Raw genomic sequence first — 8,276 nt, 5'->3', positions numbered from 1 at the left:
AGGCTGCAACCCACCTGGCACAGGAATAACTGGCCCGAAACAGATGTAGGAGCAGCCTTGTGCTGCGAAGCGCCGCGCGGGCGGCGCTCGATCTGCGCATCAACCTGAATCCCCAGCCATGCACCTGGAGGCCCTAACCCCACTTCCCCGACAGGCAAAGCGCAGCCACTCCTCCCCAACTCTGCGTGAAGAACCTTTTCCTACCTGTGGAACCTCTACGGCGGCCGGCTAGTCTCTGATGTAACCCTTTCAGGAGACACTCGCATGGACTTTATCCGCATCATCATCGCCATCATCCTGCCGCCGCTGGGGGTGTTCCTGCAGGTGGGGTTTGGCGGGGCGTTCTGGCTGAATATCCTGCTGACCTTGCTGGGGTACATTCCGGGGATCGTGCATGCGGTGTACATCATCGCCAAGCGCTAAGCGGCAAGCACGGTCCCTGTAGGAGCAGCCTTGCGCTGCGAAAGGGCCCTTATGGCCAGCGCATTTGCTGTGCCTGTAATGGCCTCTTCGCAGCACAAGGCTGCTCCTACAAAGACTCGGTCGGCTTATTGCCCGAGCACCCGGCAATAAAACTTCCACTCTTCTTCCAGCGCATGCGCCAGGTTTTCCGCCTTACGGAACCCATGCCGCTCCCCCGCATAGAAGTGCCCTTCAGCCTCGATCCCGTTAGCCTGCAACGCCGCCAGCATCGACCGCGTCTGCTCCGGCACCACCACCGCATCCAGCTCACCCTGGAAGAAAATCACCGGAACCTTGATCTGCCCCGCATGCAGCAGAGGCGTGCGTTGGCGGTAGCGCTCGGCATCCTGCTGCGGGTCGCCTATCAGCCAGTCCAGGTAATCGCCCTCGAACTTGTGCGTGGCACGCCCAAGCGCAACCGGGTCGCTGACCCCATACAGACTGGCGCCGGCGCGGAATACATCATGGAAGGCCAAGGCACACAGCGTGGTGTAGCCGCCAGCGCTGCCGCCGCGGATGAACGCCTTGTGCCTGTCGACCAGGCCCTGTGCGGCCAGGTATTCGACCGCCGCGCAGGCATCCACCACATCGCTTTCGCCCCAGCGCAAATGCAGTGCCTGGCGGTATGCCCGGCCATAGCCGGTGCTGCCGCGGTAATTCAGGTCGGCGACCGCAAAGCCGCGTTGGGTCCAGTACTGGATGCGCGGGTCGAGCACGGGATAGCAGGCCGAGGTTGGCCCGCCGTGGATGAACACCACCAGCGGCGTGGCGCCATGCGACCGCGCTGCCGGGTAGAAGAACCCATGGGCCTGCTCGCCGTCACTGCCGTAGTGGATTGATTGCGGCAGGCTGATTTGCCCTGCCGGCAACACTTCGGCACCACCGGCCAGCACCCGTACCTCGTGGTTGCTGCGATCAATGGCAATCACCGTCGGCGGGCTGATGGGCGAGGCGGCGATGGCATAGAGGTGGTCGCTATCCATGGCCAGGTTGCGAAAGCGTGTATAGGCACTGGCGAAACGCTCCGTGCGGCCATCGGCGCCGCGCAGCCCCAATTGCCCGAAGCCGTTTTCGAACCAGCTGGCCAGGTAGCTTTGCGGCCCCAGCGCCAGCCAGGTGCAGGTGCCGAGTTGCCAAGGCGCAGCAGCGTGGTCCGCAGGCTCGGCAGGCAGGGCCTGCCAGTGGCCATCGACCTCACCCCAGGGCTGCCAGAAGCCATTGCGGTCGGACAGGCAGTACAGCCGGCTTTCGGCATCGAAACGTGGCTGTTGCAGCGACTCGTCAGCGGCGGCCACACACTGCACCGGCCCCCATTGGCCGCTGCTGTCACGTGCGCGGCACATCAACCGGGTCACGGTCCAGGGCTGTGCCGGGCGGTCCCATTCGACCCACGCCAGCCGCTGGCCATCGTCACTCACAGTGGGTGAGGCATAGAAGTCGGCGCCCTCGGCGAGTACCTCACGGCTGCCCTCGCGCAAAGCGACCAGGCGATGCTCGACCTGTTCGGCATGGCATTCCTCGACAGCTAGTACCTGGCCGTCGTGCCACTGCACATCACCGTAGCGACAGTTGGCATCCTGGGTCAGTGCACGCGGCAGTAGATCGTCCAGCGGCTGGGTGTAGACCTGCTGGTCCTTTTCGTTGACGAACACCAGCCCGTCGCCACCCAGGCAAAAGCTGCCACCGCCATACTCGTAGACCCGGCTGCGCACGCTGAAGCCATCCGGCGTCAGGCAGCGGGCCTGGTAGTGCAGCCAGTGCCAGATACGGCAAGCGCCATCGGCCGGGCGAAATTCAAGCCAGAACAGCCCGTCGGCACTGACCTTGAGGTCGGCAAAGTCAGTGCCGGCGGCAACCGCCTGGGCCGCGCTGAATTCAGCCGCGGACGATGACACGGGAGTTTCGTTCATTGCGGAAGGTCATCTGTTCAATGGCGAGCTGGGCGCTTTCCGCCTCCTCGCGGGCCTTGAGGATGATGCCGTGGTCGGCCGATTTGGCGCACACCGGGTCGGCGTTGCTGGCGTCACCGGTCAGCATGAAGGCCTGGCAGCGGCAGCCGCCGAAGTCCTTTTCTTTCTCGTCACAGGAGCGGCACGGTTCGCGCATCCACTCATAACCACGGAAGCGGTTGAAGCCGAACGACTCATACCAGATATGGTGCAGGTCGTGGTCGCGAACGTTGGGGAACTGCACCGGCAACTGGCGGGCGCCGTGGCAGGGCAGCGCGGTGCCGTCCGGGGTGATGGTGAGGAACAGGTTGCCCCAACCGTTCATGCAGGCCTTGGGGCGTTCTTCGTAGTAGTCCGGGGTGACGAAGATCAGCTTGCACGGGTTGTCCTCGGCCTTGAGCTTGTCCCGGTACTCGTTGGTGATGCGCTCGGCACGCTCCAGCTGCGCGCGGGTTGGCAGCAGGCCCAGGCGGTTGAGGTGGGCCCAGCCGTAGAACTGGCAGGTGGCAAGCTCGACGAAGTCGGCTTCCAGGGCGATGCACAGCTCGATGATGCGGTCGATCTTGTCGATGTTGTGCCGGTGGGTGACGAAGTTGAGCACCATCGGGTAGCCGTGGGCCTTCACCGCACGGGCCATCTCCAGCTTTTGCGCAAAGGCCTTCTTCGAGCCGGCCAGCAGGTTGTTCACCTGCTCGTCGCTGGCCTGGAAGCTGATCTGGATATGGTCCAGGCCAGCTTTCTTGAAGTCGGCGATGCGCGCCTCGGTCAGGCCGATGCCCGAGGTGATCAGGTTGGTGTAGTAACCCAGCCGGCGGGCCTCGCCGATCAGCTCGGCAAGGTCTTGGCGCACCAGCGGTTCACCGCCGGAAAAGCCGATTTGCGCAGCACCCATTTCCCGCGCCTCGGCCATTACCTTGAACCACTGCTCGGTGCTCAGCTCCTGGCCCTGGGCGGCAAAGTCCAGCGGGTTGGAGCAGTACGGGCACTGCAGCGGGCAACGGTAGGTCAGCTCGGCCAGCAGCCACAGCGGCAGGCCGACCTCGGGCGTGGGCGGCAACTCAGGCGAGGACGATCCAGTGTTCGGCACGGGCCACCTCCATGAACTGCTCGATGTCATCGGCTACTTGCGGGACACCGGGAAATTGCTGTTCGAGTTCGCTGATGATTGCTGCCACGTCACGCTGGCCGTCGATCAGGCCACCGATCAGGCTTGCGCTGTCGTTGAGCTTGATCATGCCCTCGGGGTATAGCAGCACATGGCCCTTCTGTGCCGGCTCGTACTGGAAGCGGTAGCCGGGGCGCCAGTTTGGCACCTGGTTACGGTCGAAACTCATAGGGTGATCCCCTTGTGCCACACCCGTTCCTGGGTGACGGAGTGATAGGGCGGGCGGTTCAGCTCGTAGGCCATGCTCATGGCGTCGAGCATGCTCCAGAGGATATCCAGCTTGAACTGCAGTATCTCCAGCATACGCTCCTGGCCCGCGCGGGTGGTGTAGTGCTGCAGGGTAATCGCCAGGCCGTGCTCCACGTCACGCCGGGCCTGGCCCAGGCGGGTGCGGAAGTACTCGTAGCCGGCCGGGTCGATCCACGGGTAGTGCTGCGGCCAGCTGTCCAGGCGCGACTGGTGGATTTGCGGGGCGAACAGCTCGGTCAGCGAGCTGCTGGCGGCTTCCTGCCAGCTGGCGCGGCGGGCGAAGTTGACGTAGGCATCCACGGCAAAACGCACGCCGGGCAGTACCAGCTCTTGTGAGCGCAGTTGGTCCGGGTCCAGGCCCACGGCCTGGCCCAGGCGCAGCCAGGCTTCGATGCCACCGTCTTCGCCGGGAGCGCCGTCGTGGTCAAGCAGGCGCTGGATCCACTCGCGGCGCACTTCGCGGTCCGGGCAGTTGGCCAGGATCGCGGCATCCTTCATCGGGATGTTGACCTGGTAGTAGAAGCGGTTGGCCACCCAGCCCTGGATCTGCTCGCGGCTGGCGCGGCCCTGGTACATCGCCACGTGGTAAGGGTGATGGATATGGTAGTAGGCGCCCTTGGCGCGCAGGGCCTGCTCGAATTCGGCAGGGGACATTGGCAGTGCGTCGCTCATTCGGCTGGCTCCTGTAAAACTGAGTCTCGGCTCGATCCCTGTAGGAGCGGGTTTACCCGCGAACACCGGCAGAGCCGGTGCCATACACTGTGTTGGATTCTTCGCGGGTAAACCCGCTCCTACAGGATTTGTTTTTACAACTCGATACTCATGCCATCGAAGGCCACTTCCACGCCCCGGCGCAGTACTTCGGCGCGCTCGGGCGAGTCTTCGTCGAGAATCGGGTTGGTGTTGTTGATGTGGATAAGTACCTTGCGCTGACGCGGGAAACCATCGAGCACTTCCAGCATGCCGCCGGGGCCGTTCTGTGCCAGGTGGCCCATTTCGCGGCCGGTGCGGGTGCCTACACCACGGCGCTGCATTTCATCGTCTTCCCACAGCGTGCCGTCGACCAGCAGGCAGTCAGCGCCATGCATCATCGTCAGCAGTTTTTCATCGACCTGGCCCAGGCCCGGGGCATAGAACAGCTTGCCGCCAGTGCGGGTGTCCTCGACCAGCAGGCCAAGGTTGTCGCCCGGGTGCGGGTCGAAGCGGTGCGGCGAATAGGGCGGTGCGGCACTGCGCAGGGGGAACGGGGTGAACTTGAGGTTGGGGCAGGCGTCGATCACGAAGCTGCCTTCCAGCTCGATGCGGTTCCACTGCAGGCCGCCGTTCCAGTGGCTGAGCATGTTGAACAGCGGGAAGCCGGTGGTCAGGTCCTGGTGGACCATGTCGGTGCACCACACCTGGTGCGGGCAGCCTTCGCGCAGGCTGAGCAGGCCGGTGGTGTGGTCGATCTGGCTGTCCAGCAGGACGATGGCGTTGATGCCAGTGTCGCGCAAGGCCCGGGCCGGCTGCATCGGCGCAAAGGCTTGCAGTTGGGCGCGGATGTCGGGCGAGGCATTGCACAGTACCCAGTGCACGCCGTCGTCGGACAGGGCGATGGACGACTGTGTACGCGCCGTGGCCCGCAGGGTACCGTCACGGTAGCCCTTGCAGTTGACGCAGTTGCAGTTCCACTGTGGGAACCCGCCACCGGCGGCGGAGCCGAGAACCTGGATGTACATGGCCACTCTCTATGCTGAAAACCGGATCGGAAAAACGAAAACGCCCCGGCAGGCCGAGGCGTGAAACCCTAAGCCGGGCTTAGCGGTTAGCGAAGTACATGGTGACTTCGAAGCCGATACGCAGATCAGTGTATGCAGGTTTGGTCCACATGGAATTACTCCTTCCGGATGGGGTTGGGGTTGTTCAGCTACTACTTGGGTACCACCATTGGCTGGAGGTTCCATAAGCTGGGATTGCGCTATCTTACAAGAAAAATTTGTACCGAAAGGTTAATTATTCGAAAAGTGCCGTTGCATTTCGCGTAACAATCGTCGGTTCGGTCATTGCCAGAAGGCATCTGGCGCGGCAGCGTTGGCCAAGCTTAGCCAAGGGCAACCTATATCGAGCAGGTCGCTCAGCAGCTGGTCCAGATCCGTCTGCCGCGTGTTCAGGATAGAAGCGCGCAGCTCATCCAGCTTGCCGGGTTGTGTAGCCAGGTGTGTCTGCCACGCCCATTCGGCTAATTCGGCGTTGGCCATGGCGGGTTCGTCGAACTGCCCGGCCAAGGTTTGGCGGGCGGCTGGGTCCAGGGTAACGCCCTGACGCAGCAGGGTTAGCAGGTGGTCAAGAATGTGTGCTTGGCTGGTGTGGGGCGATTGCACCCCGAACAGCAGGCCGCCGACGCCCTCGACCTGACGAAAGGTACTGAATACCGCGTAGCCGAGTTGCAGCTCTACCCGCAGGCGCTGGTAAACCGGCCCTTGCAGCAGCTGGGCGAGCAGGCGGCCAGCGGCTTCGTTGGCCGCCGGTAGTGGGCAGAACAGCAGCAGGGCATGCTCACTGCCGGGCACTTCGGCATGCTGCCAGCGGCGTTTTGCCCAGGCGGTCAGAGGTGCAGGTGCCGAACCTTGGCCAGGGCAGTGCTGCAATGCAGTTGCCAAGGCGTTTAGCGCGGTGTCGTCGAAGCCCACAGCCAGGCCGTGCCAGCGTGTGTGCTGCCACAGGCTGTCGAGCTGTGTCTGTTGCAGCGTGCAGACCGGAACAGGCGCAGGCATGGCGCCCAACACCGCGTCGGGCAGTAATTTGAGCAGGGCCCTGATGGGAATCAGCGCCGCAGGCTGCGGCGAGGTTGCCAGCCAGCTGACGGCAGGGGGCTTGAGCAGCAATGCCAAGGCCTGTTCCACGGTGCGCACTACCGCTGCCGGCAGGCCGGCGCAGCGCAATTTCCAGTATTCGCCAGCGCTACTGAACTGCAGCTGCACCGCTACACGCTCGCAGCGCTCTTGCAGGGGCTGCAAGGCGCGTTCAAGCATCGCGTGCAGCTGCTGGCGCAAGGGCGAAGGGACATGCCAGCGCATGTACAACGCCGCGTATTGACGAGCGCCGGGCAGCTGGTTGCTGACGTTGAGTGCCGCAGGCAAAGGCTGCGGCCTGGCATTGGGCAGGTCGGCCATCAGCAAGGGGTCGACTACGGGCAGTTGCCATTGCCCATGCTCGCGGCCTGCCAGGCCTTCCAGCAGGGCGAGCAGGGCCCTTGAACCTTGCGCATCCAGCTTGGCGAATGGCTGGCCGGTGCTGTCCCGGCGGGCCAGCTCCAGCGCGCTGGCGCTGTGTTCGCGGCTGTGCTGCAGCAGGCCGAATGCGCTGTTCAACTGCTCAGGGTCGGCCTGGCGGATGAAACTGAACCAACCTTGCAGCAGGGCATTGGCTTCGTCTGGACAAGCATCTGCGCTGAGCTTCAGGTCGATGTGCCACAGCAACTGCCCGGCAAAGGCATACAGCATTTCGGCCTTGAAGCTTTGCAGCCAGCCACGCTGGCGAAGCTTACAAAGCCAGGTACCCGGGCGACTGTCACCGAGGCAGGCGATCAGCAGCTCCAGGGCCTGCTCGGCACCTGTCGGGAGGTGCTCGTGAGTGAAGATCAGTGGCGCAGTGTTTGTCGACAGTGGCGGCGGCACAACCTGTGGCACGTGCTCACCCGTTGCGAACAGTGCGGCATGCTGGCGGCCAAGTTGCTCCAGTACATCCAGCGGCTGCGGGCCGCACAGGCTCAGGACGATCTGGCCGCCTTGGTAGAAGCGCTGGTGAAAGCCTGTAAGCGCTTGCTGGAAGGCCGGATCCTGCAAGGCCAGGGTGTGCCGGTTACCGGCATGGAAAGCGCTCAGTGGATGGCCGGGTGCCACGGCCTGCAGCAAGGCGAACTGCTGCTGCGCCTGGGGGTTGCGCGACCAGGCGATGAACTCGGCATGGATCACTTCACGTTCGCGGCGTTGGCGTTCTATGCCCAGGTCCGGCTCGGCCAGCATCTGGCACAGGCGTTCGAGGCCGCCTGCCAAGGCACTGGGCGGGACTTCGAAGAAGAAATCGGTGGTGCGTTCGCGGGTGCTGGCGTTGACCTGGCCGCCGAGGGCCTGCACGTAGCGCATCAGGCCGTCGTCCAGTGGAAAGCGTGGGGTGCCGAGGAAGAACAGGTGTTCGAGGAAATGGGCCAGGCCGGGCCATTTGCCTGGGGCGTCGTGGCTACCCGCGTGCACCCGCAGTGCGGCGGCCGAGCGCTTCAGGCGCGGGGCGTGGCGCAGGGTCAGCTGCAGGCCGTTGGCGAGGGTGAGGTGGCGGGTGGCGTCAGGCATGGGGGCTCCGGTAACTGCTGGCCATGCTAACCCATTTTTTTGCAGGCCCGGCCTCTTCGCGGGTGAACCCGCTCCTACAGGATTGGTGTTGAGCTCCAGATCACGCTGTTCTTGTAGGAGCGG

The 8,276-nt window shown here is 64.0% G+C and carries 8 protein-coding genes; 1 reads left to right on the top strand and 7 read right to left on the bottom strand.

The window, feature by feature from the left end; genetic code table 11:
* Nucleotides 1-264: 264 nt before the first annotated feature.
* Nucleotides 265-423 (top strand): YqaE/Pmp3 family membrane protein, encoded by a 159-nt coding sequence (locus ACIP1G_RS27250; protein ID WP_009681539.1) that lies wholly within the window; start codon nt 265-267, stop codon nt 421-423.
* A 125-nt stretch (nt 424-548) separates the two neighbouring features.
* Here ACIP1G_RS27250 and ACIP1G_RS27245 read toward each other — a convergent pair whose 3' ends face one another.
* The 7 genes from ACIP1G_RS27245 to pqqF form a co-directional block, all read right to left on the bottom strand.
* Nucleotides 549-2,372: a prolyl oligopeptidase family serine peptidase gene (locus ACIP1G_RS27245; protein WP_400742636.1), complete on the bottom strand. Its 1,824-nt coding sequence runs from the start codon at nt 2,370-2,372 to the stop codon at nt 549-551.
* Complete coding sequence (gene pqqE / locus ACIP1G_RS27240) at nt 2,338-3,498, bottom strand: pyrroloquinoline quinone biosynthesis protein PqqE (RefSeq protein ID WP_400742633.1); 1,161 nt, start codon at nt 3,496-3,498, stop codon at nt 2,338-2,340. Before pqqE ends, ACIP1G_RS27245 begins: the two co-directional genes overlap by 35 nt.
* Nucleotides 3,470-3,745 (bottom strand): pyrroloquinoline quinone biosynthesis peptide chaperone PqqD, encoded by a 276-nt coding sequence (pqqD, locus tag ACIP1G_RS27235; protein WP_021782695.1) that lies wholly within the window; start codon nt 3,743-3,745, stop codon nt 3,470-3,472. The genes pqqE and pqqD overlap by 29 nt, the downstream gene beginning before the upstream one ends.
* The gene (gene pqqC, locus ACIP1G_RS27230; RefSeq protein WP_061550893.1) at nt 3,742-4,497 is read right to left on the bottom strand and encodes a pyrroloquinoline-quinone synthase PqqC; all 756 of its coding nucleotides are present in this window, start codon (nt 4,495-4,497) and stop codon (nt 3,742-3,744) included. Before pqqC ends, pqqD begins: the two co-directional genes overlap by 4 nt.
* Nucleotides 4,498-4,631: 134 nt before the next feature.
* Nucleotides 4,632-5,543: a pyrroloquinoline quinone biosynthesis protein PqqB gene (gene pqqB, locus ACIP1G_RS27225; RefSeq protein WP_400742630.1), complete on the bottom strand. Its 912-nt coding sequence runs from the start codon at nt 5,541-5,543 to the stop codon at nt 4,632-4,634.
* Between the two features lie 79 nt (nt 5,544-5,622).
* Nucleotides 5,623-5,694: a pyrroloquinoline quinone precursor peptide PqqA gene (pqqA, locus tag ACIP1G_RS27220; protein WP_003243383.1), complete on the bottom strand. Its 72-nt coding sequence runs from the start codon at nt 5,692-5,694 to the stop codon at nt 5,623-5,625.
* A gap of 170 nt (nt 5,695-5,864) precedes the next feature.
* Nucleotides 5,865-8,153: a pyrroloquinoline quinone biosynthesis protein PqqF gene (gene pqqF / locus ACIP1G_RS27215; RefSeq protein WP_400742627.1), complete on the bottom strand. Its 2,289-nt coding sequence runs from the start codon at nt 8,151-8,153 to the stop codon at nt 5,865-5,867.
* Nucleotides 8,154-8,276: the final 123 nt, after the last annotated feature.

Source organism: Pseudomonas sp. NPDC089392, assembly GCF_044749595.1.
Classification (GTDB): Bacteria; Pseudomonadota; Gammaproteobacteria; order Pseudomonadales; family Pseudomonadaceae; genus Aquipseudomonas.
This window is presented reverse-complemented; position numbering and strand designations above follow the sequence as displayed.

Excerpts from the sequence above, each read along its gene's own strand:
- pqqF (WP_400742627.1), bottom strand. The coding sequence starts at position 8,153 with ATGCCTGACGCCACCCGCCACCTCACCCTCGCCAACGGCCTGCAGCTG.
- ACIP1G_RS27245 (WP_400742636.1), bottom strand. The coding sequence starts at position 2,372 with ATGAACGAAACTCCCGTGTCATCGTCCGCGGCTGAATTCAGCGCGGCC.
- pqqD (WP_021782695.1), bottom strand. The coding sequence starts at position 3,745 with ATGAGTTTCGACCGTAACCAGGTGCCAAACTGGCGCCCCGGCTACCGC.
- ACIP1G_RS27250 (WP_009681539.1), top strand. The coding sequence starts at position 265 with ATGGACTTTATCCGCATCATCATCGCCATCATCCTGCCGCCGCTGGGG.
- pqqB (WP_400742630.1), bottom strand. The coding sequence starts at position 5,543 with ATGTACATCCAGGTTCTCGGCTCCGCCGCCGGTGGCGGGTTCCCACAG.
- pqqC (WP_061550893.1), bottom strand. The coding sequence starts at position 4,497 with ATGAGCGACGCACTGCCAATGTCCCCTGCCGAATTCGAGCAGGCCCTG.